At 72.2% G+C, this 23,974-nt stretch carries 18 protein-coding genes and 1 pseudogene; 13 read left to right on the top strand and 6 right to left on the bottom strand.

Features of this window, described 5'->3' with window-relative positions:
- The first annotated feature begins 26 nt into the window (after positions 1-26).
- From ACIRQ9_RS19655 to ACIRQ9_RS19645, 3 genes are all read left to right on the top strand, one after another.
- The gene (locus ACIRQ9_RS19655; RefSeq protein ID WP_404174594.1) at positions 27-1,454 is read left to right on the top strand and encodes an NAD(P)/FAD-dependent oxidoreductase; all 1,428 of its coding nucleotides are present in this window, start codon (positions 27-29) and stop codon (positions 1,452-1,454) included.
- Positions 1,455-1,584: 130 nt separating this feature from the next.
- Positions 1,585-2,028, top strand: a complete 444-nt coding sequence (locus ACIRQ9_RS19650; protein ID WP_404174591.1) for a hypothetical protein — start codon at positions 1,585-1,587, stop codon at positions 2,026-2,028.
- Between the two features lie 221 nt (positions 2,029-2,249).
- On the top strand, positions 2,250-4,046 hold the full coding sequence (locus ACIRQ9_RS19645) for a chitinase (RefSeq protein WP_404174588.1): 1,797 nt from the start codon (positions 2,250-2,252) through the stop codon (positions 4,044-4,046).
- On the opposite strand, the gene ACIRQ9_RS19640 is transcribed toward ACIRQ9_RS19645, so the two are convergent.
- Together ACIRQ9_RS19640 and gabT are read right to left on the bottom strand one after the other, a co-directional pair.
- A complete protein-coding gene (locus tag ACIRQ9_RS19640) occupies positions 3,985-4,872 on the bottom strand; it encodes a phosphatase PAP2 family protein (RefSeq protein ID WP_404174585.1) in 888 nt (295 codons plus the stop codon). The genes ACIRQ9_RS19645 and ACIRQ9_RS19640 overlap by 62 nt on opposite strands.
- Before the next feature lie 176 nt (positions 4,873-5,048).
- Entirely contained in the window at positions 5,049-6,383 is a 1,335-nt protein-coding gene (gabT, locus tag ACIRQ9_RS19635) for a 4-aminobutyrate--2-oxoglutarate transaminase (RefSeq protein WP_404174582.1), read from the bottom strand.
- A gap of 307 nt (positions 6,384-6,690) precedes the next feature.
- Here gabT and ACIRQ9_RS19630 point away from each other — a divergent pair, with 307 nt between their 5' ends.
- The 3 genes from ACIRQ9_RS19630 to ACIRQ9_RS19620 all read left to right on the top strand — a co-directional run bounded on the left by ACIRQ9_RS19630 (position 6,691) and on the right by ACIRQ9_RS19620 (position 12,197).
- On the top strand, positions 6,691-8,859 hold the full coding sequence (locus ACIRQ9_RS19630) for an ATP-binding protein (protein WP_404174579.1): 2,169 nt from the start codon (positions 6,691-6,693) through the stop codon (positions 8,857-8,859).
- Between the two features lie 131 nt (positions 8,860-8,990).
- Entirely contained in the window at positions 8,991-10,556 is a 1,566-nt protein-coding gene (locus ACIRQ9_RS19625; protein ID WP_404174576.1) for a PucR family transcriptional regulator, read from the top strand.
- A 192-nt stretch (positions 10,557-10,748) separates the two neighbouring features.
- Positions 10,749-12,197: an aldehyde dehydrogenase family protein gene (locus ACIRQ9_RS19620; protein WP_404174573.1), complete on the top strand. Its 1,449-nt coding sequence runs from the start codon at positions 10,749-10,751 to the stop codon at positions 12,195-12,197.
- 94 nt (positions 12,198-12,291) lie between these two features.
- Here ACIRQ9_RS19620 and ACIRQ9_RS19615 read toward each other — a convergent pair whose 3' ends face one another.
- The 3 genes and pseudogenes from ACIRQ9_RS19615 to ACIRQ9_RS19605 all read right to left on the bottom strand — a co-directional run.
- Positions 12,292-13,023, bottom strand: a complete 732-nt coding sequence (locus ACIRQ9_RS19615; protein ID WP_404174570.1) for a dienelactone hydrolase family protein — start codon at positions 13,021-13,023, stop codon at positions 12,292-12,294.
- 45 nt (positions 13,024-13,068) lie between these two features.
- Positions 13,069-13,338, bottom strand: a complete 270-nt coding sequence (locus tag ACIRQ9_RS19610; RefSeq protein WP_404175144.1) for a hypothetical protein — start codon at positions 13,336-13,338, stop codon at positions 13,069-13,071.
- 4 nt (positions 13,339-13,342) lie between these two features.
- Positions 13,343-13,497, bottom strand: a pseudogene (locus ACIRQ9_RS19605) (LacI family transcriptional regulator); the annotation flags it as partial.
- Between the two features lie 293 nt (positions 13,498-13,790).
- On the opposite strand from ACIRQ9_RS19605, the gene ACIRQ9_RS19600 reads away from it, so the two are divergent.
- Positions 13,791-15,725, top strand: a complete 1,935-nt coding sequence (locus ACIRQ9_RS19600; RefSeq protein WP_404174566.1) for an acyl-CoA dehydrogenase family protein — start codon at positions 13,791-13,793, stop codon at positions 15,723-15,725.
- Position 15,726: 1 nt separating this feature from the next.
- On the opposite strand, the gene ACIRQ9_RS19595 is transcribed toward ACIRQ9_RS19600, so the two are convergent.
- Entirely contained in the window at positions 15,727-16,185 is a 459-nt protein-coding gene (locus ACIRQ9_RS19595; protein ID WP_404174563.1) for a lamin tail domain-containing protein, read from the bottom strand.
- 188 nt (positions 16,186-16,373) lie between these two features.
- Between ACIRQ9_RS19595 and dxr the strand changes: the two genes are divergently transcribed.
- The 6 genes from dxr (at position 16,374) to ACIRQ9_RS19565 (ending at position 23,838) form a co-directional block, all read left to right on the top strand.
- Positions 16,374-17,645 carry a 1-deoxy-D-xylulose-5-phosphate reductoisomerase gene (gene dxr, locus ACIRQ9_RS19590; RefSeq protein ID WP_404174556.1) on the top strand — a complete coding sequence of 424 codons (1,272 nt, stop codon included), beginning with the start codon at positions 16,374-16,376 and terminating at the stop codon, positions 17,643-17,645.
- Between the two features lie 8 nt (positions 17,646-17,653).
- The gene (locus tag ACIRQ9_RS19585) at positions 17,654-18,946 is read left to right on the top strand and encodes a M50 family metallopeptidase (RefSeq protein ID WP_404175117.1); all 1,293 of its coding nucleotides are present in this window, start codon (positions 17,654-17,656) and stop codon (positions 18,944-18,946) included.
- 170 nt (positions 18,947-19,116) lie between these two features.
- Entirely contained in the window at positions 19,117-20,274 is a 1,158-nt protein-coding gene (gene ispG / locus ACIRQ9_RS19580) for a flavodoxin-dependent (E)-4-hydroxy-3-methylbut-2-enyl-diphosphate synthase (RefSeq protein WP_404174553.1), read from the top strand.
- Between the two features lie 331 nt (positions 20,275-20,605).
- Positions 20,606-21,454 (top strand): GNAT family N-acetyltransferase, encoded by an 849-nt coding sequence (locus ACIRQ9_RS19575; protein WP_404174550.1) that lies wholly within the window; start codon positions 20,606-20,608, stop codon positions 21,452-21,454.
- A 58-nt stretch (positions 21,455-21,512) separates the two neighbouring features.
- Complete coding sequence (locus ACIRQ9_RS19570) at positions 21,513-22,058, top strand: GNAT family N-acetyltransferase (protein ID WP_404174547.1); 546 nt, start codon at positions 21,513-21,515, stop codon at positions 22,056-22,058.
- A gap of 73 nt (positions 22,059-22,131) precedes the next feature.
- Positions 22,132-23,838: a proline--tRNA ligase gene (locus ACIRQ9_RS19565; RefSeq protein ID WP_404174544.1), complete on the top strand. Its 1,707-nt coding sequence runs from the start codon at positions 22,132-22,134 to the stop codon at positions 23,836-23,838.
- Positions 23,839-23,974: the final 136 nt, after the last annotated feature.

Raw genomic sequence — 23,974 nt, 5'->3', positions numbered from 1 at the left:
AAAAACTCTGTAGGGAGTTGAAAATCATGGCCCCAAGCGCCATGAGCCGTCAGGCGGATTGGACCAGGTCCCTCTCCGAAGCACAGCCGGTCCCGTACTGGCTCGAAGACCCCGGCAAGCCGCACGCCGAGCCCGCGCTCACCGGCGCCGAGACCTGTGACCTGCTGGTCGTCGGCGGCGGATACAGCGGACTGTGGACCGCGCTCAACGCCAAGGAGCGCGACCCCGGGCGCGACGTGGTCCTGCTGGAAGGCCGCGAGGTGGGCTGGGCCGCCTCCGGCCGCAACGGCGGCTTCTGTGCCGCCTCCCTGACCCACGGACTCTCCAACGGACTGGCCCGCTGGCCGGACGAGATCCACCGGCTGGAGGAGCTGGGCCGGCGCAACCTCGACGAGATCGAGGCCGCCGTCGCCCGGCACGGCATCGACTGCGAGTTCGAGCGCACCGGCGAGATCGACGTGGCCACCGAGCCCTACCAGGCCTGGGAGCTGCGCGACTGGCACCGGGAGCTGGAGGGCAGGGGCCTCGCGGACGGCGTCGAGTTCCTGGACGCCGACGCGCTGCGCGCCCAGGTCGACTCGCCGACCTTCGAGGCCGGCCTGTGGGACCGGCGGGGCGTGGCCATGATCAACCCGGCCAAGCTCGCCTGGGGCCTCAAGCGGGCCTGCCTCGCCCTCGGCGTGCGGGTGTACGAGCACACCCCCGCCCTCGAACTGAAGGCGTACGGTGCCGGCATGGCCGTACGCACGCCGTACGGCTCGGTCCGGGCCCGGCGGGTCGCGCTCGGCACCAACATCTTCCCGAACCTGGTCAGGCGGGTCCGCGCCTACACCGTCCCGGTCTACGACTACGCGCTGATGACCGAGCCGCTCACCGCCGAGCAGCTCGGCGCGATCGGCTGGAAGAACCGGCAGGGCCTCGGCGACTCGGCCAACCAGTTCCACTACTTCCGGCTGTCCTCGGACAACCGGATCCTGTGGGGCGGTTACGACGCCGTCCACCACTACGGCGGCCGGGTGCGCGCCGAGTACGACGACCGCCCGGAGACCTACGCCAAGCTCGCGGGGCACTTCTTCACCTGCTTCCCGCAGCTCGAAGGGGTCCGCTTCACGCACGCCTGGGGCGGCGCGATCGACACCTGCTCCCGGTTCTCGGCGTTCTTCGGCACCGCGCACCAGGGAAAGGTGGCGTACGCGGCCGGGTACACCGGCCTCGGCGTCGGCGCGACCCGCTTCGGCGCCGACGTGATGCTCGACCTGCTCGCGGGCGAGGAGACCGAGCGCACCCGGCTGGAGATGGTCCGCAAGAAGCCGCTGCCGTTCCCGCCGGAGCCGTTCGCCTGGACCGGCATCGCGCTCACCAAGTGGTCGCTGGCCCGCGCCGACGCCCAGGGCGGCCGGCGCAACCTGTGGCTCAGGGCGATGGACCGGATGGGCCTCGGCTTCGACAGCTGACCCGCCCGCGACACGTGTGATCCACGTCACTCTTGCAAGGTGACGAAACCCGCGTAATGCACCCGGAGGACCTCCCTCTCTCCTCGTGACGCGACGACCGCGTCGACGAGTGGGACTGGGAGGTCTTCTGATGACTGGGGCGAAGACGGCGGTCGAGTGGCTGGCATCCGTGGCACCCGATCCCGAGGCGTGCCGGTGGGAGTGGGAGCGCAACCCCCTGGGGATCGCGCTGCTGCCCGCGGGCCGCGCCTGGGACGTGCTGATCCTGCCCGGCGAACTCGGCTACCCGACCCTGGACGTGCTCACCCGCGTCCTCGACCAGCCGGGACCCGTCCTGGTCGACTTCGGGGACAACCGGGTGGGCTTCTTCGTGCCGCCCGGCACGGCCGCCCGGTGGCTCGGCACCGGGATCCGCACGGCGGGTTCAGGCACCTGGATCGTCGTGCCGTATCCCGGCCGCTCGACCCAGGGGGTGCGGTGGCTGGTGACGCCGGACGGGTCGGGGACGCTGACGGATCCGGCGCTGCTGGAGCTCGCGATGCACGAGGCCGCCGCCGGGCTGGCCGATGACTAGGCGCCGTCGCCGCGAAGTCGCCGATCGGGTGCGGGTGGTCGTTCGCGCCCGCGCGGCGGAGCGGCGCATGGCGCGGCCCCGCGCGCCCGGCGGGGTGCCGTCGGGCGGGGCGCCGTCCCATGGGCGGTCGTGAAGAACCGCGGGTCTTGACAACCGAATTGGTCTGGACCAAATTGAGCGCGGCTTCGACTCCTCCAATTCCCCCCTCACCGGAGGTACTTGTGGTTCGCGCGAGACCTGTCCTCACCCTGCTCACGGCCGGTCTGCTGGCCGCGTCCGGTATCACCGCGCTCTCGTCGGCCGCCCGTGCGGCCGACGCGGACCTCGCCCGCAATGGTGGCTTCGAGTCCGGCCTGGACAACTGGAGTTGTACGGCCGGAACCACCGTGACCTCACCCGTGCACAGCGGCACCCACGCGCTGCAGGCGACCCCGGCCGGCAGCGACAACGCGCAGTGCACGCAGACGGTGACCGTCCAGCCCGGCGCGCAGTACACCCTGTCCGGCTACGTCCGCGGCGCCTACGTCTACCTCGGCGCCGGCGGCACCGGGACCACCGACGTCTCCACCTGGACCCCGTCCGCCCCCGACTGGCAGAAGCTCACCACCACGTTCACCACCGGCGCCGCCACCACCAAGGTCACCCTCTACACCCACGGCTGGTACGGCACCGGCGCCTACAACGCCGACGACATCTCCCTCGTCGGCCCCGGCGGCAGCACCGGCCAGCCGCCCGCCGCGCCGACCGGCCTGAAGACCGGCACGATCACCTCCTCCAGCGTCGCCCTGTCCTGGACGGCCGTCACGGGCGCGACGGGCTACGCGGTCTACCGCAACGGGACCAAGGTCCAGACGGCCACCGGGACCTCGGCCACCGTGGCCGGGCTGACCCCGTCGACGGCGTACGGCTTCCAGGTCACCGCCGTGAACGACGCCGGCGAGTCCGCGAAGTCCGCCACCGTCACGGCCACCACCACCGCCGGATCCTCCGGCGGCTCCGGCGACCTGCCCACCCACGCGCTGGTCGGCTACCTGCACGCCTCCTTCGCCAACGGCTCCGGCTACACCCGCCTCGCCGACGTCCCCGACAGCTGGGACGTCATCGACCTGGCCTTCGGCGAGCCGACCTCGGCCACCTCCGGGGACATCCGCTTCAACCGCTGCCCGGTCACCGAGTGCCCGAACGTCGAGTCCGACGCCGACTTCAAGGCCGCGGTCAAGGCCAAGCAGGCGGCCGGCAAGAAGGTGCTGATCTCCATCGGCGGCGCCAACGGCCAGGTCCAGCTGACCACCACCGCCGCCCGGGACGCCTTCGTCTCCTCGGTCTCGAACATCATCGACACCTACGGCCTGGACGGCCTCGACGTCGACTTCGAGGGCCACTCGCTGTCCCTGAACGCGAACGACACGGACTTCAAGAACCCGACCACCCCGGTCGTCGTGAACCTGATCTCGGCGCTGAAGACCCTGAAGGCCAGGTACGGCTCCACGTTCGTGCTCTCCATGGCGCCCGAGACCTTCTTCGTCCAGATGGGCTACCAGTTCTACGGAACCGGCAAGTTCGGCGGCCAGGACCCGCGCTGCGGGGCCTACCTCCCGGTCATCTACGCCCTGCGCGACGACCTCACGCTGCTGCACGTCCAGGACTACAACTCGGGCCCGATCATGGGGCTCGACAACCAGTACCACTCCATGGGCGGCGCCGACTTCCACATCGCCATGACCGACATGCTGCTCACCGGCTTCCCGGTGGCGGGCGACGCGGCCAACGTCTTCCCGCCGCTGCGCCCGGACCAGATAGCGATCGGCATGCCCGCCTCGGTCAACGCCGGCAACGGCTACGTGGCACCGGCCGAGGTCACCAAGACCCTGGACTGCCTCACCAGGAAGACGAACTGCGGCGCGTACTCGACCCACGGCACCTGGCCGTCGCTGCGCGGCCTGATGACCTGGTCGGTCAACTGGGACCGGTTCTCGAACTGGGAGTTCCAGAAGACGTTCGACGCGTACTTCGGCTGAGCACCAGGCGCAGCGACGTCAGCAGGACGGTGGCCAGGCACCAGCTGGCCACCACGTCCAGCGGCCAGTGGTAGCCGCGCCGGACCAGCCCGAAGGAGACGGCGAGGACGAGGACCGCGCAGACGGCGACCGCGCCGCGGCGGGCGGCGGGCGTGCGCAGCCAGGGAAGGAGGAGCAGGGTCGCGGCGCCGTACGCGATCGCAGCCGTGGCCGTGTGGCCCGAGGGGAAGTAGCCGACCGCCGGGGGCACCGCCGGGGTCCCCGGACGGGCGGTCCAGTCCTTGAGCGGCACGATGACCGCCGGGACCAGGGCCATCAGGACGGCTGCCGCCGCGGGCGGCAGCCACCAGCGGTCCGTACCGGTGCCGCGGCCGCGGTGGACGGCGTAGCCGATGACGATCACCAGGACCGGCACCGCGACCTGGACGTTCCCGAGGTCGGAGAGCAGTTCGGAGAACCGGTCCGGGTGGACGACGGCGCTGCTCAGCCGGCCGTCCAGCCGGAGCAGCGGGCCATGGGCCACGACCTGCCAGGTGATCAGCGCGAAGAGGAGGGCCGGGAACGCCACGAGCCCGAGGAGTCCCGTGAGCGGGAGGCCGAGGAAGGAGGCCGGCCGCCCCGGAACAGGGGGGGTGGTTCCGGAGCGGCCGTCCGGATCGGAACGCCGCGCGCCCCGGGGGGTTTGGGGCGGGCGACCGTCCGATCGGTGAGGAGATCCGGAGCCAGCGGCACCGGCTGTGTGCGCGAGGGCACGACCAGGTCGAAGCTGGGGAGGCCCCGGCCTGAAATCGCCCACAGTCCCCTGTGGGCGGGGTGTATCTCTCATCTGGTCAGAACCTACGGCAGAGTCCGGTGCGGCGACAGGCGGAAACGCGTCCCGTCATCCACCTCGCACACGTTCTTCACACGGCCTGACGAGGGCCGCCCCAGCCTCCCGCGGCTTGCGGCGCGGGAGGGCAGGGGCGGTCGTGACGCACGGGCCGGGCCGCCCGGAACCGGAGGTCAGATCCGGGCGAAGGCCTGCTCGATGATGTCGAGGCCCTCGTTGAGCAGGTCCTCGCCGATGACCAGCGGCGGCAGGAAGCGCAGCACGTTGCCGTAGGTGCCACAGGTCAGGACCAGCAGGCCCTCCTGGTGGCAGGCCTTGGCGAGGGCGGCGGTCGCCTCCGGGTTCGGCTCCTTGGTCGTACGGTCCTTGACCAGCTCGATGGCGATCATCGCGCCGCGGCCCCGCACGTCGCCGATGACGTCGAACTTCTCGGCCATCGCGGACAGCCGCGCCTTCATGACCGCCTCGATCGCCTTCGCCTTGGCGTTGAGGTCCAGCTCCTTCATGGTCTCGATGGCGCCGAGCGCACCGGCGCAGGCCACCGGGTTGCCGCCGTAGGTGCCGCCGAGGCCGCCGGAGTGCGCGGCGTCCATGATCTCGGCGCGACCCGTCACGGCCGCCAGCGGCAGACCGCCGGCGATGCCCTTGGCGGTCGTGATCAGGTCCGGGACGATCCCCTCGTCCTCGCACGCGAACCACTGGCCGGTACGGCAGAACCCGGACTGGATCTCGTCGGCGACGAACACGATCCCGTTGTCCTTGGCGAACTGGCTGATCGCCGGCAGGAAGCCCTTGGCGGGCTCGATGAAGCCGCCCTCGCCGAGCACCGGCTCGATGATGATCGCGGCCACGTTCTCCGCGCCGATCTGCTTCTTGATCATGTCGATGGCCTGGGCGGAGGCCTCGGGACCGGCGTTCTCCGGGCCGGTGAGCCAGCGGTAGCCGTACGCCACCGGCACCCGGTACACCTCGGGCGCGAACGGCCCGAAGCCGTGCTTGTACGGCATGTTCTTCGCGGTCAGCGCCATGGTCAGGTTGGTCCGCCCGTGGTAGCCGTGGTCGAACACGACGACGGCCTGCCGCTTGGTGTAGGCGCGGGCGATCTTCACGGCGTTCTCGACGGCCTCGGCGCCGCTGTTGAACAGCGCGGACTTCTTCGCGTGGTCGCCCGGGGTCAGCTCGGCCAGCGCCTCCGCGACGGCGACGTACCCCTCGTAGGGGGTGACCATGAAACAGGTGTGGGTGAAGTCGGCCAGCTGGGCGGCGGCCCGGCGTACGACGGCCTCGGCGGAGGCGCCCACGCTGGTCACGGCGATGCCGGAACCGAAATCGATCAGGCGGTTGCCGTCGACGTCCTCGATGATGCCGCCGCCCGCGCGGGCGGTGAACACCGGCAGCACGGAACCGACGCCCTGCGCGACCGCGGCGGTGCGGCGGGCCTGCAGCTCCTGCGACTTGGGGCCGGGGATGGCGGTGACGACGCGGCGCTCCTGCGGAAGTGCGGTCATGGGGGCTCCCTGATCAATCGTGCGTTCCGGGGCGCCGTGCGAGTCCGGCGGCCCCGGGGCGGTTCCGGCGGTGCGTATCCGGACGCTTTCCTTCTTTCTTCGCAGGCTAGGGCCGCCCATGAGAGGTGGGCATGCTCCATGTGGGTGTTGTCGGGGGGCGGCCTTGTCCGTGGTGGACATAGTCCGCCGGGCGGCCCCCCGAACCGCCCGGCCGATCCACGGCCGCGTAAGCGGTGAACTCCCGTGGGGAGGGCGTTAGATTGACTCGCTGACGGTGGACGGAACGGCTGGTCAGGGGGAGAGGGCGATGGACAGCGACAGGACGCGGGACACGCGGGGCACGCACGCGCATCCTGTGCCGCGTCCGGCGGGGCCACAGGACGCGCGCGCGGTGCCGCCGCGGCCGAGCCTGCCCCCGGGGACGCCCGACCTGCCGCCGGGGGCGCCGCCCAGGCCCGACGGCTCCGCCTTCGTGAGCTGGCTGCGGGCGCCTAGGCCGGAGGCCGTACCCGGCGTATGGCGGTTCCGGTACACCCCGAGGCCCGCGGAGGAGCCCGAGCGGATCCCGGCCCGGCAGCTGCTGAGCGGCGCGCTGATCGCGTTCCTGGTCGGCTGGCTGCTCTGGTCGCTGCTGTGGAACGGCTACCTCGGCGGCTGGTGGGTGGTGCCCCTGGAGCTGTTCACCCCGGACTCCTGGCGGCACTCCGACAACCGCGTCGGCAACGCCTTCCTCTGGTACGGCTACTACACCCTCATCGCCCTGGCGATCATGCTCGTGGTCGGCCGGCTCGGCCGCTGGGGCGAGGTCTGGCGCCGCTACGGCCCGCGCGCCTGGACGCAGGCCGCCGGCGCCCCCGCCGTGGAACGCCCCCCGGCCCCGGAGCAGGACCCCGCCCAGTGGCCGCACCTGCGGGCCGCCGGGGCCACGGAGGCCGCCGACCGGCTGGCCGCCGAGGCGCGGGCCGGACTGATGCGGGACGTGGACCAGGCCAGGATCGCCCGCGCCTGGCAGGGCGTGCGCAGCGGCCGGCACAGCATGGCCTCGTTCGCCGCCGCCGTGGTCAAGGACGGCGCCGCCGCCTGCCCGCACCCCTCGGGCGAACGCGACCTGCCCGCCCGGCACGCCCGGCACGACCTGGTCACCGGCCAGGTACGGCTCGGCACGACCGCCGACGACCCGCGCAACCCCTACCTCTACCGCGGCACCGGCCTCGCCCTCGGCCCCGAGCTGCTCGGCACCTCGCTGCTCGCCGTCGGCCCGGCCGGCTCCGGCAAGACCGGTTCGCTGGTGCGCCCGCTCGCCGAGTCGCTGTGCCTGCACGCGCTCGCCGGCCGTGCCTCCGTCGTCGTCGTCGGCGCGGCCGGCGCCGGACTCGGCCCCGCCGACTCCTACGACGTCGTCGTCCGCGTCGCCCACCCCGAGTCCGTCTACGACCTCGATCTGTACGGCGGCACCACCGACCCCGACGAGGCCGCCGCCATACTCGCCGAGGCGCTCGTCGGCGACCTCGCCGACCCGCACCCCGGCAGCGACAGCCGCCGCTCCACCACCGTCCTCGCCCAGCTGCTCGGCCCGTTCCGCGCCGTCCACGGCCGCTTCCCCTCGGTCCCCGAACTCCGCGGCCTCCTGGACGGCGCGCCCGGCCCGGTGGCCGCGCTCCGCAAGGGCCTCACGGCCACCGGACACGAGTCGATGCTGCGGGAACTGGACGCCCGGGAACGCCAGATGGGCCATCCGGGAGACGTCGGCTCGGTCCTGGCCGACCGCATCGCCCTGCTCGACCGGCCGGCCTTCGCCGGGTTCTTCGACACCTCGGGCCAGACCCGGCCCTTCTCCCTCAGGGCCCTCGACCACCCGGTCCGGGTCCGGATCGACCTGCCGGAGCGCGGCCACGCGGACGCCTCCCGGATGCTGGCCCGGCTGGTGCTCGCCCAGTTCACGGCCAGCGTGACGGTACGGGAGGACCGTTCGCTCTTCGCCTGCCTGCTCCTGGACGACGCCACGGGCGTGGTGACGCCGGAGGCGGTGCGCGCCGTCCAGCGGCTGCGGTCGGCCAACGCGGGCGTCGCGCTGACCCTGCGCACCCTGGACGACGTGCCCCGCCCGCTGCGCGGCCCGCTGCTGGGCGCCGCCGGCTGCCGGATGGCCTTCGCCGGGCTGACCCCGTGGGACGGCCAGGACTTCGCCGAGGTCTGGGGCAAGGAGTGGACCGAGGCCCGGGACGTCACCGACCGGCAGATCATCGCCGAGACCCCGGCGGGCAAGGCGCTGCACGTCGTCCGCCAGGTCATCACCGGCAAGGCGCCCACCGCCCGCGCGGTCACCGTCCGCCAGGTGGAACGCGAGCGCTGGTCGGCCTCCGAACTCGCCCACGGCGTGCCGGCGGGCCACGCGGTCCTCTCGCTGACGACGGTCAAGGGCGAGCACGCGCCGCCGCTGCTCGTGGACCTCAGGGGCGGTGCCGGCCGGGTTTGAACGAGGCGACCCACGTGACCGTACAGTGAGGCAGAATCGAGAGAGGCCGTTCATACGAGACGGCCAACGGCCACCTGCCCCAGTGCACGGCTCCACGTGTGCGCCGACCGAAGAGAAGACCTGACGGCCCGATGCCACCCACGCTCGCCTCGCTCGTCCACCATTCCGCGCTCAAGCTGACCGTGCGCGCGGGCGAGGACCGCCTCGACGTGCCCGTGCGCTGGGCCCATGTCAGCGAACTCGCCGACCCGGTGCCGTACATGGAGGGCGGCGAACTCCTCCTGATCACCGCGCTGAAACTGGACGCGGAGGACCCGCAGGCGATGCGCCGGTATGTGAAACGCCTGGTGGGAGCCGGTGTGGTCGGTCTCGGTTTCGCCGTAGGGGTCAACTACGACGAGATCCCGGAGGCCTTGGTCGGCGCGGCCGAGCAGGAAGGCCTGCCGCTGCTGGAGGTGCCGCGCCGCACCCCGTTCCTCGCCATCAGCAAGGCCGTCTCGGCGGCGATCGCGGCCGACCAGTACCGGGCGGTGACGGCCGGTTTCGCCGCCCAGCGCGAACTGACCAGGCAGGCCCTGAACGCCGGGCCCGAGGGCCTGCTGGCCGCGCTCGCCGCGCAGGTCGACGGCTGGGCGGCGCTGTACGACGCCTCCGGCGCGGTCGTCGCCACCGCGCCGGACTGGGCGGGGCGCCGGGCGGCCCGGCTGACGGCCGAGGTGGAACGGCTGCGGGAACGCCCGGCACCGGCCTCCTCGGTGGTGGGCGGCCCGGACAACGAGGACCGGGTGGAACTGCACTCGCTGGGCACCGGCCGCAGGCCCCGGGCGGCCCTCGCGGTCGGCACCGCAGCCGCCCTCGGCACCGCCGAGCGGTACGCCGTGCACTCGGCCATCGCCCTGCTCACGCTGACGACGGAACGTTCCCGGTCGCTGCACGCCGCCGAGCAGCGGGTCGGCGCGGCGGTGCTGCGGATGCTGCTCGCCGGGCAGCCGGACCACGCCCGGGGCGTCGCCGGGGACCTGTACGGCGGACTGCTCGACGCGCCGTTCCGGATGATCGTCGCCGACGCGGGCGGCGAACTGCTCACCGGTCTCACGGAGGCCGTCGAGTCGGCCGCGGCGCGGGCGGGTGAGGCGGTCCTGGTGGTGCCGGAGGGGGAGCGGCTGGTGGTGCTGGCCGCGGACGGCGGAGCGGCGGCCGCCGCGTGCGTGGACCACGCGGCGGCGCGCGAGGCCGCGCGGGCCGTACCGGACCAGGACGCCGCCGCGGAGGACGACCTGGTGGTGGGCATGTCCGCGCCGTCGGGCCCGATCGGCGCGTCGGCCGCCTACAAACAGGCCGAACAGGCGCTGTCGGTCGCCAGGCGGCGGGGCCGGGTACTGGTCGAGCACGACCAGCTGGCCGCCGGTTCGGTGCTGCCGCTGCTCGCCGACGACGCGGTCAAGGCGTTCGCGGACGGCCTGCTGAGGGCGCTGTACGAGCACGACGCCACGGGCCGCGGCGACCTGGTGGCCTCCCTGCGGGCCTGGCTGTCCCGGCACGGCCAGTGGGACGCGGCGGCCGCCGATCTGGGCGTGCACCGGCATACGCTGAGGTACCGGATGCGCAGGGTCGAGGAGATCCTGGGCCGCTCCCTGGACGACCCGGACGCCCGGATGGAGCTGTGGCTGGCCCTCAAGGCGACGTCGGCGGACTGACCGGCGCCGAGGGCCCTCACCGACCGCGCGGAACACGGTCCGTGCGCCCCTGACAAAGAGGCACACGATCATGGTCCACCACTACACCCCGGACAAGCCCCGCTTTCCCCTCCCGCGCCTACGGTGGACCACGCAAGCGAAGAACACATGCAAGCCAAGAACATCCCCACACGCGGAAGGGCCGGGACTCTCATGACCGCCACCCACGCCTTCTGGCTCGCCGGCCGTCAGGTCACCGGCGAGGACACCTTCGACGTCACCAGCCCGTGGGACGGGCACCTCGTCGGCAAGGTCAGCGTCCCCACCGACGCCCAGGTCGAGGAAGCCGTAGCCGCCGCGTACGCCGTGCGGGACGAGTTCGCCGCCACCCCGGCCCACATACGCGCCGCCGCCCTCGACCACGTCAGCCGGCGTCTGGCCGAGCGCACCGAGGAGATAGCCCGGCTGATCTCCGCCGAGAACGGCAAGCCGATGAAGTGGGCGCGCGGCGAGGTCGGCCGTGCCGTCTCCGTGTTCCGCTTCGCGGCCGAGGAGGCCCGCCGCTTCAACGGCGGCGAGGCCCAGCGGCTCGACACCGACCTCGGCGGCCAGGGCCGGCTCGCGCTGACCCGCCGGTTCCCCAAGGGCGTCGTCCTCGGCATCGCGCCCTTCAACTTCCCGCTCAACCTGTGCGCGCACAAGATCGCCCCGGCCATCGCCGCCGGCGCGCCGATCATCCTCAAGCCGGCGCCCGCCACCCCGCTGTCCGGCCTGATCATCGGCGACCTCCTGGCCGAGACCGAGGGCCTGCCCGCCGGCTCCTGGTCGATCCTCACGGTCGCCAACGACAAGATGGCCGGCCTCGTCCAGGACGAGCGCCTCCCGGTCATCTCGTTCACCGGTTCCGAGAAGGTCGGCTACTCGATCATGGACTCGGTGCCGCGCAAGCACTGCACGCTGGAGCTGGGCGGCAACGGCGCGGCCGTCGTCCTCGGCGACTGGGCGAGCGACGCGGACCTCGACTGGGCCGCCACCCGCATCGCCACCTTCTCCAACTACCAGGGCGGCCAGTCCTGCATCTCCGTGCAGCGGGTCATCGCCGACGCGTCCGTCTACGACCGGCTGCTGCCGCGCATCGTCGCCGCCGTGGAGGCCCAGGTCACCGGTGACCCCTCCGACGACAGGACCGACGTCGGCCCGCTGGTCAGCGAGGCCGCCGCGGAGCGCGTCGAGGCGTGGGTGAAGGAGGCCGTCGAGGCCGGCGCCACCCTGGTCACCGGCGGCGACCGCGACGGCGCCAGCTTCGCGCCGACCGTCCTCACCGATGTCCCGGCGGACACCACGATCTCCTGCGAGGAGGTCTTCGGACCCGTCCTCACCGTGCAGAAGGTGTACGGCGAGGCCGAGGCGTTCGCCGCCGCCAACGACTCCAAGTACGGCCTCCAGGCGGGTGTCTTCACCCACGACCTGCAGACCGCCTTCCGGGCCCACCGCGCCCTGGAGGTCGGCGGTGTCGTCATCGGCGACGTCCCCTCCTACCGCGCCGACCAGATGCCGTACGGCGGCGCCAAGCAGTCCGGTGTCGGCCGCGAGGGCGTCAGGTTCGCGATGGACGACTACACCTACGAGCGAGTCCTGGTCCTCACCGGTCTCGCGCTCTGACCTGCCACGGACAGGACACCACGGCCGGAGCCCGCTGTGCGGGGGCTCCGGCCGCCGGTGTTCCGTCAGGCGGTGGCGGTCCGGCCGCCGGGCGTCACCCCAGGTGCCGGACGAAGAAGCGGGCCGCCGCGTCCCCCGCGAACTGCGGGACACCGGTGTGGCCGCCCATGGTGGCGTGCAGCGTCTTCTCCTTCGAACCGAAGGCGTCGAAGAGGTCCAGCGCGGCCTGCCGGTCGTTCCCCTCGTCGTCCCACTGCAGCAGGACGTGCAGCGGGACGGTGACCCGGCGGGCCTCCTCGAACATGGCGCGGGGGACGAAACTCCCCGCGAACAGGACGGCGGCCGCGATGCGCGGTTCGGCCACCGCCAGCCGGGTGCCGATGGAGATCACTCCTCCCGAGTAGCCGACCGGCCCGCCGATCCCGGGCAGGGCGAGGAGGGCGTCCAGGACGGTCCGCCACTCCGGGACCGCCTGCTCGACCAGGGGGAGGACCAGCCGGTCCACGATGTCGTCGCCGACCGGTTCGCCGGCCGCCAGCGCCCGGCGCATGTCCGCGCGGGCCTCCTCCACGCCGGGGAGGCGGGGCCGGTCACCGCTTCCGGGCAGTTCGACGGTGGCCGAGGCGAAGCCGTCCGCGGCTGCCTGCCGGGCCCGGCCCTCCAGCCGGGGGTGCATGCGCCGCAGTCCGCCGGGGTGGCCGAGCAGGATCAGCGGCACCGGCCCGGACACGGATCCGGGTGTCCACAGGACGCCCGGGACGTCGCCGAGGGTGAAGGTGCGCTCGACGACGCCGTCGTCGAGGTGTCGTTCCGAGGTGAGACGCATGGTCGTGCCTTTCGGGAATGCGCTGCAACGGCGCTCCCGGACGACCTACCGCCCGACCGTGACCCCGGAGGGGAGCACCCATGTCGTCAGTGTGTTCACGGGTACCACCTCCTGGTTCTCTCGCACGGCCGTCAGGAACCTAGCAGGGGCCGCCGTGCCCCGCCAACGGGTTTTCTCCGGCCGCCCCGGCGCGGGCCGCCGCGGCGCCGTGATGCCGTAGGGGTCGAGGTGGTTCTCCTTCACCCTGGACCACACGAAGTCGCGGGCCTCGGGGTTGGTGGCGTCGTAGACGGCGACCTGGACGGTCGACGCCACCTCCTCGCAGCGGGACCGTGAGCGCGCTGATGTCCGACCGGTTGCCGGCCCGGCGCGGGCGCCGGCGTTCGGGTGGCAGCCCAGCTCGCGGACGCTCCGCTCGACCCGCTGCCGGGTGGTGGCGGAGACGGACCGCTTGCCGCTGAGGACACAGCTCACCGTGCTCGCCGAGACTCCGGCGTGCTGGGCGACCTCGGCGCGGCGAGGGTGACCATCCGGCTCTCCGGGCTCGGTGAAGCGCTTCGACCCGCATCGGGCTGCGGATTCCCGTCCGGCCCGTCCGCCCGGCAGGCGACCCGACGCGACACGGCGCGCGCCCCGGCGGATCCGGGTGACCCGATCGGACCGCGAGGACTGGTGGGGGCGGCCCGTTTCAGGTACCAACGATCCAGTAGCACTGGTCGGTAACGAACGGTCCTCAAACAACCCCTTTCGTGGCGAGGTGAGCCCCAATGTCCGCCCCCACCACCAAGAAACCCACCGTCACCGAGCGGGAGGCCCGTCAGGTGGCGGAGGCCGCCCGGGAACAGGACTGGCGCAAGCCCAGCTTCGCCAAGGAACTGTTCCTCGGACGCTTCCGGCTCGACCTCATCCACCCGCATCCGCTCCCCGCCGACGAGGACGTGCGCCGCGGCGAGGAGTTCCTGGCCCGCCTCCGCGAGTTCTGCGAGACGAGCATCGACTCGGCCCGCATCGAGCGCGAGGCCCGCATCCCCGACGAGGTCGTCGCCGGCCTCAAGGAGATCGGCGCCCTCGGCATGAAGATCGACACCAAGTACGGCGGCCTCGGCCTCACCCAGGTCTACTACAACCGGGCCCTGTCCCTGGCCGGCTCCGCGAACCCGGCGGTCGGCGCGCTGCTCTCCGCCCACCAGTCGATCGGCGTGCCGCAGCCGCTGAAGATCTTCGGCACTCAGGAGCAGAAGGACACCTTCCTGCCCCGCTGCGCCCGCACCGACATCTCCGCGTTCCTGCTCACCGAGCCGGACGTCGGATCGGACCCGGCCCGCCTGGCCACCACCGCCGTACGCGACGGGGACGACTACGTCCTCGACGGGGTCAAGCTGTGGACCACCAACGGCGTGGTCGCCGACCTGCTCGTGGTCATGGCCCGCGTCCCGAAGTCGCCGGACGGCAAGGGCGGCATCACGGCCTTCGTCGTGGAGGCCGACTCGCCCGGCATCACCGTCGAGCACCGCAACGCCTTCATGGGCCTGCGCGGCATCGAGAACGGCGTCACCCGCTTCCACCAGGTCCGGGTCCCGGCCGCCAACCGCATCGGCCCCGAGGGCGCGGGCCTCAAGATCGCGCTCACCACGCTCAACACCGGCCGCCTCTCGCTGCCCGCGATGTGCGTGGGCGCCGGCAAGTGGTGTCTGAAGATCGCCCGGGAGTGGTCGGCCGTCCGCGAGCAGTGGGGCAAGCCGGTCGCGCTGCACGAGGCGGTCGGCTCCAAGATCAGCTTCATCGCCGCGACCACCTTCGCCATGGAGGCGGTCGTCGACCTGTCCTCCCAGATGGCCGACGAGAACCGCAACGACATCCGGATCGAGGCCGCCCTCGCCAAGCTCTACGGCTCCGAGATGGGCTGCCTGATGGCGGACGAGCTGGTCCAGATCCGCGGCGGCCGCGGCTTCGAGACCGCGGAGTCCCTCGCGGCCCGCGGCGAACGCGCCGTCCCCGCCGAGCAGCTCCTGCGCGACCTGCGCATCAACCGCATCTTCGAGGGCTCCACGGAGATCATGCACCTGCTGATCGCGCGCGAGGCCGTCGACGCCCACCTCTCGGTCGCGGGCGACCTCATCGACCCCGACAAGTCCCTCCAGGACAAGGCGAGGGCGGGCGCGAACGCGGGTGTCTTCTACGCCAAGTGGCTGCCGAAGCTGGTCGCGGGCCCCGGACAGGTCCCCACGTCCTACGGCGACTTCAAGCACGGCGTGGACCTCTCCCCGCACCTGCGCTACGTCGAGCGGCACTCCCGCAAGCTCGCCCGGTCCACCTTCTACGCCATGTCCCGCTGGCAGGGCCGCATGGAGACCAAGCAGGGCTTCCTGGGCCGGATCGTGGACATCGGCGCCGAACTGTTCGCGATGAGCGCGGCCTGCGTGCGCGCCGAACTGCTGCGCCGCCAGGGCGACCACGGGCGCGAGGCCTACCAGCTCGCCGACGCGTTCTGCCGGCAGTCCCGGATCCGCGTCGACGAACTGTTCGGCCGCCTGTGGTCGAACACCGACGACCTGGACCGCAAGGTCGTCAAGGGCGTGCTCGGCGGCTCCTACGAGTGGCTGGAGCAGGGCATCGTCGACCCGTCGGACGACGGCCCGTGGATCGCCGACGCGACCCCCGGACCGTCCCGGCACGAGAACGTCCGCCGCCCCTTCGAGTAGGTCAGCAGTACTTGTCGCTCGGATCCCGCGTCGTCCAGGAGCAGGAGTCGACCTTGCTGCCGCTCGCCCTGGTCAGGGTCGCCGTGTCGCTCGTGTTGTTCCACACGTAGGCGCCCCGGTTCTGGAACTTGTCCGACGCGGTGTCCGAGCCCCGGCCGGTGTGCACCTTCATCGTCTTGTGGGCGCCGATCTTGACGTTCTTGAAGACGTAGCGGTGGTTGGAGGTGTCCTTGAGGACCCAGCCCTTGAGCGAGACGGCCGTACCGCCGGTGTTCTTGATCTGCACCCACTCGGCGTTCAGGCTCGCGTTGGAGCGGTTGTCGCTGCCCGGACTGTCGAACCACACGTGGTAGACGGTCACGCCGCCGGCGGCCTGCGCCGGGGTGCTGAGCAGGGTGCCGGTGAGCAGCGCGGCGCCCGCGAGCGCGGGCAGGGCGGCGCGTATGCGCGGAGTACGCATGGAGAGATCCCCCCAGGATGTCTTCCGGTCGGGCCGACCCCCTGCCGGCCCGGAAGAAGTGTTATCACACAACCTTCACGTGAACCTCACAAAGGGAATTCCGCTCCATAGGGCGGCAAGAACTGCTAAGACACCCGCGTGAGGGACGCGCTGTCCTCCGGGCCCCCGGATGCGGCCACAATGGGGGGATGACCGACAGTCCTGCCAGTCCGGCTCCCCTCGCCGACCCGCACCTCGTCTACGACCCGCTCGCGGGCGACGGCCCCAAGGACGTGGTGATCCTCGGCTCCACCGGATCCATCGGCACCCAGGCCATCGACCTCGTGCTGCGCAACCCCGGCCGCTTCCGGGTCACCGCCCTCTCGGCCAACGGCGGCCGGGTCGCCCTCCTCGCCGAGCAGGCGCACCGCCTGCGGGTACGGACCGTCGCGGTCGCCCGCGAGGACGTCGTACCGGCGCTGCGCGAGGCCCTGACCGCGCTGTACGGTCCCGGCGAGCCGCTTCCCGAGATCCTCGCCGGACCGGAGGCCGCCACCGCCGTGGCCGCCTCCGACTGCCACACGGTCCTCAACGGCATCACCGGCTCCATCGGCCTCGCGCCCACCCTCGCCGCCCTGGAGGCGGGCCGCACTCTCGCGCTCGCCAACAAGGAGTCGCTGATCGTCGGCGGCCCGCTGGTCAAGGCGCTGGCCAAGCCCGGCCAGATCATCCCGGTCGACTCCGAGCACGCGGCGCTCTTCCAGGCGCTGGCCTCGGGGACGCGGGCGGACGTCCGCAAGCTGGTCGTCACGGCGTCCGGCGGTCCCTTCCGGGGACGTACCAGGGCCGACCTCGCCACGGTGACCGTCGAGGAGGCGCTCGCCCATCCCACCTGGGCGATGGGACCGGTCATCACGATCAACTCCGCCACGCTGGTCAACAAGGGACTGGAGGTCATCGAGGCGCACCTCCTCTACGACATTCCCTTCGACCGGATTGAGGTGGTCGTGCATCCGCAGTCGTATGTCCACTCGATGGTCGAGTTCACGGACGGATCCACGATCGCGCAGGCGACGCCCCCCGACATGCGGGGGCCGATCGCCATCGGTCTCGGCTGGCCCGAACGGGTGCCGGACGCCGCCCCCGCCTTCGACTGGAGCAAGGCCTCCACCTGGGAGTTCTTCCCGCTGGACAACGAGGCCTTCCCCTCCGTGAACCTCGCACGGCACGTCGGTGAGCTCGCGGGCACCGCGCCGGCGGTGTTCAATGCCGCCAACGAGGAATGCGTCGAGGCGTTCCGGAGCGGTCTGCTGCCCTTCAACGGGATCATGGAAACCGTGACCCGGATCGTCGAGGAACACGGCACGCCTCGTACGGGAACTTCGCTCACCGTGCCGGACGTACTCGAAGCGGAGACCTGGGCGCGGGCCCGGGCCCGGGAACTGACCGCACAGACGGCGACCGCGGAGGCGCGTGCATGACAGCCCTGATGATGATCCTCGGCATAGTCGTCTTCGTGGTCGGCCTGCTGGTCTCGATCGCCTGGCACGAGCTGGGGCATCTCTCCACCGCCAAGCTCTTCGGCATCCGCGTCCCGCAGTACATGGTCGGCTTCGGCCCGACCATCTGGTCGCGGCACAAGGGCGAGACCGAGTACGGCTTCAAGGCCATCCCGGCCGGCGGCTACATCCGCATGATCGGCATGTTCCCGCCGGGCGCCGACGGCCGCATCACCGCGCGCTCCACCTCGCCCTGGCGCAGCATGATCGAGGACGCCCGCTCGGCCGCCTTCGAGGAGCTGCAGCCCGGCGACGAGTCCCGCCTCTTCTACACGCGCGCGCCCTGGAAGCGCGTGATCGTGATGTTCGCGGGCCCGTTCATGAACCTGATCCTCGCGGTGGCCCTCTTCCTCACGGTCCTCATGGGCTTCGGCATCAGCCAGCAGACCACCACCGTCAGCTCGGTCTCCCAGTGCGTGATCGCCCAGAGCGAGAACCGCGACAGCTGCAAGAAGACCGACGCGGCCTCCCCGGCCGCCGCCGCGGGCCTGAAGGCCGGCGACAAGATCGTCTCCTTCGGCGGGACACCGACCACCAGCTGGAACCAGCTCTCCGACCTGATCCGCGCCACCCCCGGCAAGGACGTCGCGATCGTCGTCGACCGCAAGGGCAAGGACGTCACCCTGCACGCGAGGATCGCCAGCAACCAGGTCGCCAAGAAGGACTCCAGCGGCCAGATCGTCCAGGGCCAGTTCGTCACCGCCGGCTTCCTCGGCTTCAGCGCCGCCACCGGCGTCGTCCGCCAGGACCTCGGCCAGTCGGTGACCTGGATGGGCGACCGGCTCGGCGAGGCCGTCGACTCCATCGCCGGCCTGCCCGGCAAGATCCCGGCCCTGTGGGACGCGGCCTTCGACGGCGCACCCCGCCAGCCGGACTCCCCGATGGGCGTGGTCGGCGCGGCCCGGGTCGGCGGTGAGATCTTCACCCTCGACATCCCGCCCACCCAGCAGCTGGCCATGGCCCTGATGCTGGTGGCCGGCTTCAACCTCTCCCTGTTCCTCTTCAACATGCTGCCGCTGCTCCCGCTGGACGGCGGCCACATCGCGGGCGCCCTGTGGGAGTCCCTCCGGCGCAACCTGGCCAGGGTCCTGCGCCGTCCGGACCCCGGCCCCTTCGACGTGGCGAAGCTGATGCCGGTGGCCTACGTGGTCGCGGGCGTCTTCATCTGCTTCACCCTGCTCGTCCTGGTGGCCGACGTGGTTAACCCGGTCAAAATCTCCTAGCCACGCGGCGTTCGAAGCGGCCCGGAACGGCATGTTCCGGGCCGCTTCCATCGAGTGGGTTTAGCGGTAGGGGATGTGCTCGCGCCGGTGGTGGTGCCGTAATCTCGGAGTCTGGAACCCGCTTTCGACGGGACCTGGACCTAGATCCACGACTTGGGGTTGCACAGCAGATGACTGCGATTTCTCTCGGCATGCCGTCCGTTCCGACCAAGCTCGCCGAGCGCCGGAAGAGCCGGCAGATCCAGGTCGGCTCCGTGGCTGTCGGCGGAGACGCCCCGGTCTCGGTCCAGTCGATGACCACGACCCGCACGTCGGACATCGGGGCGACCCTTCAGCAGATCGCCGAGCTGACCGCCTCCGGCTGCCAGATCGTCCGCGTCGCCTGCCCCACGCAGGACGACGCGGACGCGTTGGCGACCATCGCGCGGAAGTCCCAGATCCCGGTGATCGCGGACATCCACTTCCAGCCGAAGTACGTGTTCGCGGCCATCGAGGCCGGCTGCGCGGCGGTCCGGGTGAACCCCGGCAACATCAAGCAGTTCGACGACAAGGTCAAGGAGATCGCGCGGGCCGCGAAGGACCACGGCACCCCGATCCGGATCGGCGTCAACGCGGGCTCGCTGGACCGCCGTCTGCTCCAGAAGTACGGCAAGGCCACCCCGGAGGCGCTCGTGGAGAGCGCCCTGTGGGAGGCGTCCCTCTTCGAGGAGCACGACTTCCGGGACATCAAGATCTCCGTCAAGCACAACGACCCGGTCGTCATGATCGAGGCGTACCGGCAGCTCGCCGCGCAGTGCGACTACCCGCTGCACCTCGGCGTCACCGAGGCCGGCCCCGCCTTCCAGGGCACCGTCAAGTCGGCCGTCGCCTTCGGCGCCCTCCTCTCCCAGGGCATCGGCGACACCATCCGGGTCTCCCTGTCGGCCCCGCCGGTCGAGGAGGTCAAGGTCGGCAACCAGATCCTGGAGTCCCTCAACCTCAAGCAGCGCGGCCTGGAGATCGTCTCCTGCCCGTCCTGCGGCCGCGCCCAGGTCGACGTCTACAAGCTGGCCGAGGAGGTCACGGCGGGCCTGACCGGCATGGAGGTGCCGCTGCGCGTCGCCGTCATGGGCTGCGTCGTGAACGGGCCCGGCGAGGCCCGCGAGGCCGACCTCGGCGTCGCCTCCGGCAACGGCAAGGGCCAGATCTTCGTCAAGGGCGAGGTCATCAAGACCGTCCCCGAGTCCAAGATCGTGGAGACCCTCATCGAGGAGGCCATGAAGCTGGCCGAGCAGATGGAGGCGGACGGCGTGGCGTCGGGCGAGCCGTCGATCTCGGTGGCGGGCTGAGGCGGTCCCCGGCCGGCGGGGGAGGGTTCGTCACCCCCGCCGCCGCACCCTGAGGGGCCGCACCCTGGTCGACGCCGGCCGGTCCGCCGTCCCGAAGCGGGCGCGGGGAACCGCGCGAGCGGCCACGGACCACCCCCGCTCGTGAACGGACAGGCCCATCCCGGCCCATGGGCGTCTGTGAGCGGGGTCGCGGCAGACGGCGGACCCCGGCGACGGGACCGCGGCCGACACCGGCCACCGAGCCCGCGGTCACCCACACGGGGCGGCATCGCCAAGCTTCCGCAGGTACAGTGCGGAGATCAGCAGAACCCCTCAGTGTGAGGCCCCGCACGTGTTGACGCAGACCACCTCCCGGGTGCTCGAACCGAGCGACCTGGACGCCGCGCTCGCCGTCCTCGGCCGCGAGCCGGTCACGAACGCCTTCGTGACCTCGCGCGTCCAGGTGGCCGGCCTCGATCCCTGGCGCCTCGGCGGCGAGATGTGGGGCTGGTACGAGGACGGCATGCTCACGTCCCTGTGCTACGCCGGCGCCAACCTGGTCCCGATCTGCGCCACTCCGCGCGCGGTGCGCGCCTTCGCCGACCGCGCACGCCGGGCCGGCCGCCGCTGCTCCTCGATCGTCGGCCCCAGCGAGGCCACCACCCAGCTGTGGCGCCTGCTGGAACCGCACTGGGGCCCGGCCCGCGAGGTCCGCGCCCACCAGCCCCTGATGGTCACCAAAGAAATGCCCGCCGACATCGCCCCGGATCCGTACGTCCGCCGCATCCGCAAGGACGAGATGGAGTCGATCATGCCGGCGTGCGTGGCGATGTTCACCGAGGAGGTGGGCGTCTCCCCGATGGCCGGCGACGGCGGACTCCTCTACCAGGCGAGGGTCGCCGAACTGGTCGGCTCCGGCCGCTCGTTCGCCCGGCTCGACGAGCACGGCAGGGTCGTGTTCAAGGCGGAGATCGGCGCGGCCACGTCCGAGGCCTGCCAGATCCAGGGCGTGTGGGTCGCCCCGGAGTACCGGGGCATGGGGCTGGCGGCCCCCGGCATGGCGGCGGTGCTGCGCTACGCGCTCGCCGACGTGGCGCCCGTGGTCAGCCTGTACGTCAACGACTTCAACACCGCGGCGCGCAGGACGTATCTGAGGGTGGGCTTCAGGGAAGTCGGCGCCTTCATGAGCGTGCTGTTCTGACCGTTCCCCCGCCACGGGCGACGGGGCGCGAGCCGAGCCCTGCCTGTACCCTCCCCCCATGGACCTCGTGATCGGCCCCCTGGATCTCTCCGCCCACGTGGACGAGGCCCTGGCGGTCCAGGCGATCGCCTTCGGCCTGGGCCCCGACGAGGTAGCCGTACGCCGCCAGATCGTCGTCCGCCACATGCAGTACCCCGGTGCCAGGGCGCTCGGCGCGACCGCCGACGGCCTGCTCGTCGGCTTCGTCTACGGCATGCCGAACAGCCGCACCCACTGGTGGTCCACCGTCGTCGAGCCCTACCTGCGCGCCGAGGGCCACGCCGGCTGGCTCGACGACTCCTTCGTGATCACCGAGCTGCACGTGCACCCCCGCCACCAGAACCGCGGTGTCGGCCGCCGGCTGATCACGACGATCACCGACGGCGCCGCCGAGCCCCGTTCGATCCTCTCCGCCATCGACACCGACAGCCCGGCCCGCGGCCTCTACCACTCGCTCGGTTACACCGACCTGGCCCGCCAGGTCCACTTCCCGAGCGCACCGAAGCCGTACGCCGTGATGGGCGCCCCGCTGCCGCTGCGGCGCGCCGGGAGCGGACGCCGTTAACGGATTTCCACCGGCCCGGCAGGCCCGGCTAACCTCCTAGCCATCACCCTTTCCCGGCAGGAGTACGAGAACCATGGCGAACGCACCGGTCCAACGCATGTCCCAGTTGATGGCGAAGACGCTGCGTGACGACCCGGCGGACGCCGAGGTCCTCAGCCACAAGCTGCTCGTCCGCGCCGGCTACGTCCGCCGCACCGCGGCCGGCATCTGGTCCTGGCTGCCCCTCGGTCTGAAGGTGCTGTCCAACGTCGAGCGGGTCGTCCGCGAGGAGATGGACGCGATCGGCGCCCAGGAGGTGCTGCTGCCGGCCCTCCTGCCCCGGGAGCCCTACGAGGCGACCGGCCGCTGGGAGGAGTACGGCGCCGAGCTGTTCCGCCTCCAGGACCGCAAGGGCGGCGACTACCTGCTCGGCCCCACCCACGAGGAGATCTTCACCCTGCTGGTGAAGGACCAGGCCTCCTCCTACAAGGACCTGCCGGTCATCCTCTACCAGATCCAGAGCAAGTACCGGGACGAGGCCCGCCCGCGGGCCGGCATCCTGCGCGGCCGCGAGTTCCTGATGAAGGACTCCTACTCCTTCGACCTCGACGACGAGGGCCTGGCCCACTCCTACGCCCTGCACCGCGCCGCCTACCAGCGGATCTTCGAGCGCCTCGGCCTGGACTACCGCATCTGCGCGGCCACCGCGGGCGCCATGGGCGGCTCGAAGTCGGAGGAGTTCCTGGCCCCCGCCGAGGCCGGCGAGGACACCTTCGCGGACTGCCCGAACTGCGACTTCGCGGCCAACACCGAGGCGATCACCTACGAGCTGAAGCCGGTGGACGGGTCCGCCGTGCCCGCGCTGGAGGAGATCCCGACCCCGGACACCCCGACCATCGAGACCCTGGCCGCCCACCTCGGCGTGCCGGCCTCCGCCACCCTGAAGAACCTGCTGGTGAAGGTCGACGGCGAGATCGTGGCCGTCGGCGTTCCCGGTGACCGCGAGGTCGACATGGACAAGGTCGAGGCGCACTTCGCGCCGGCCGCCGTCGAACTGGTCACCGAGACCGACTTCGCCGGCCGTCCCGACCTGGTGCGCGGGTACGTCGGTCCGCAGGGCCTCGGCGAGAAGGTGAAGTACGTCGCCGACCCGCGCGTGGCCCCCGGCACCGCCTGGATCACCGGCGCCAACAAGGCGGACACGCACGCCAGGAACGTGGTGTCCGGGCGGGACTTCGAGGTGGACGAGTTCGTCGACGTCGTGGTCGTGCGGGACGGCGACCCCTGCCCGAAGTGCGGCACCGGCCTGAACCTGGACCGCGCGATCGAGATCGGCCACATCTTCCAGCTGGGCCGCAAGTACGCCGACGCGCTCAAGCTGGACGTCCTCGGCCAGCACGGCAAGCCGGTCCGCGTCACCATGGGCTCCTACGGCATCGGCGTCTCCCGCGCGGTCGCCGCCCTCGCCGAGCAGACCGCCGACGAGCGCGGCCTCGTCTGGTCCCGCGAGGTCGCGCCCGCCGACGTGCACGTGGTGGCCGCGGGCAAGGCGCTGCAGACCGAACTCGCCCTGGACGTCTCGGAGAAGCTGCGCGCCGCCGGGCTGCGCGTCCTGGTCGACGACCGGGCCGGCGTCTCCCCGGGCGTGAAGTTCGCCGACGCCGACCTGATCGGCGTCCCGCAGATCCTGATCGCGGGCCGCCGCTCCGGCGAGGGCGTCATGGAGCTCAAGGACCGCAGGTCCGGCGAGCGCGAGGAGCTGACGGTGGACGAGGCGATCGCCCGCCTGACCGCCCACTGAGGCGCGACTCCCGCCGCGGGGGGCCCCCCGGGCCCCCCCCCCCCCCCCCCCCGCGCGCCGGCCGCACCCCCCCCCCCCCCCCCCCCCCCGCCCCCCCCCCACCGCGGGGGGGGCGTGGCGGGCGTCCCAGAGCCCC

This window comes from Streptomyces sp. NPDC101237 (genome assembly GCF_044767465.1).
GTDB lineage: Bacteria > Actinomycetota > Actinomycetes > Streptomycetales > Streptomycetaceae > Streptomyces > Streptomyces gramineus.
The sequence above is the reverse complement of the archived record's forward strand: the minus strand, read 5'-3'. Positions and strand labels throughout refer to the sequence as shown.

Coding starts and splice junctions, on each gene's coding strand:
- ACIRQ9_RS19655 (WP_404174594.1), top strand. CDS start 27: ATGGCCCCAAGCGCCATGAGCCGTCAGGCGGATTGGACCAGGTCCCTC.
- ACIRQ9_RS19650 (WP_404174591.1), top strand. CDS start 1,585: ATGACTGGGGCGAAGACGGCGGTCGAGTGGCTGGCATCCGTGGCACCC.
- ACIRQ9_RS19640 (WP_404174585.1), bottom strand. CDS start 4,872: ATGAGAGATACACCCCGCCCACAGGGGACTGTGGGCGATTTCAGGCCG.
- gabT (WP_404174582.1), bottom strand. CDS start 6,383: ATGACCGCACTTCCGCAGGAGCGCCGCGTCGTCACCGCCATCCCCGGC.
- ACIRQ9_RS19630 (WP_404174579.1), top strand. CDS start 6,691: ATGGACAGCGACAGGACGCGGGACACGCGGGGCACGCACGCGCATCCT.
- ACIRQ9_RS19625 (WP_404174576.1), top strand. CDS start 8,991: ATGCCACCCACGCTCGCCTCGCTCGTCCACCATTCCGCGCTCAAGCTG.
- ACIRQ9_RS19620 (WP_404174573.1), top strand. CDS start 10,749: ATGACCGCCACCCACGCCTTCTGGCTCGCCGGCCGTCAGGTCACCGGC.
- ACIRQ9_RS19615 (WP_404174570.1), bottom strand. CDS start 13,023: ATGCGTCTCACCTCGGAACGACACCTCGACGACGGCGTCGTCGAGCGC.
- ACIRQ9_RS19600 (WP_404174566.1), top strand. CDS start 13,791: ATGTCCGCCCCCACCACCAAGAAACCCACCGTCACCGAGCGGGAGGCC.
- ACIRQ9_RS19595 (WP_404174563.1), bottom strand. CDS start 16,185: ATGCGTACTCCGCGCATACGCGCCGCCCTGCCCGCGCTCGCGGGCGCC.
- dxr (WP_404174556.1), top strand. CDS start 16,374: ATGACCGACAGTCCTGCCAGTCCGGCTCCCCTCGCCGACCCGCACCTC.
- ACIRQ9_RS19585 (WP_404175117.1), top strand. CDS start 17,654: ATGATGATCCTCGGCATAGTCGTCTTCGTGGTCGGCCTGCTGGTCTCG.
- ispG (WP_404174553.1), top strand. CDS start 19,117: ATGACTGCGATTTCTCTCGGCATGCCGTCCGTTCCGACCAAGCTCGCC.
- ACIRQ9_RS19570 (WP_404174547.1), top strand. CDS start 21,513: ATGGACCTCGTGATCGGCCCCCTGGATCTCTCCGCCCACGTGGACGAG.
- ACIRQ9_RS19565 (WP_404174544.1), top strand. CDS start 22,132: ATGGCGAACGCACCGGTCCAACGCATGTCCCAGTTGATGGCGAAGACG.